The organism is Pseudomonas sp. UMAB-40 (assembly GCF_900095275.1).
Taxonomy (GTDB): domain Bacteria; phylum Pseudomonadota; class Gammaproteobacteria; order Pseudomonadales; family Pseudomonadaceae; genus Aquipseudomonas; species Aquipseudomonas mandelii_B.
Genome location: NZ_LT607578.1, coordinates 81,733 through 82,196, shown reverse-complemented (window position 1 = coordinate 82,196; position 464 = coordinate 81,733). Strand labels below are relative to the sequence as shown.

The window sequence follows — 464 nt, the reverse complement described above, 5'->3', positions numbered from 1 at the left end:
CTGCGCGTCTCCTCCGCCTGGGCCGGCGCCCACTACGGCGGCATCGCCATTCCGCGGATCGGCATGGAAGTGCTCGTCACCTTCCTCGAAGGCGACCCCGACCAACCACTGGTCAGCGGCTGCCTGTACCACAAGGAAAACGTCGTCCCCTACCCGCTGCCGGCGAACAAAACCCGCAGCACCTTCAAAACCCTGAGCTCCAAGGGCGGTGGCGGCTTCAACGAACTGCGCATCGAAGACAAGAAAGGCCAGGAACAAATCTTCCTGCACGCCCAGCGCGACTGGGACGAAAACGTCGAACACGACCAGAAAATCCGCGTCGGCAACGAACGCCACGACACCGTGGAGAAGAACAGCTACAGCGAGTTCAAGGCCGAAGAACACCACACCGTCTACGCCGACCGCAAAGTCGAGGCCCGGGCGAACGACCACCTGACCGTGGGCGTGAACCAGCACATCAAGAT

The 464-nt window shown here is 62.1% G+C and carries 1 protein-coding gene; it reads left to right on the top strand.

All coding sequences use genetic code 11. The annotated features are described in order from the left end of the window. The coding region (gene tssI / locus K0F88_RS32670; protein WP_374039759.1) for a type VI secretion system tip protein TssI/VgrG at positions 1 to 464 on the top strand (464 nt) is incomplete at both ends.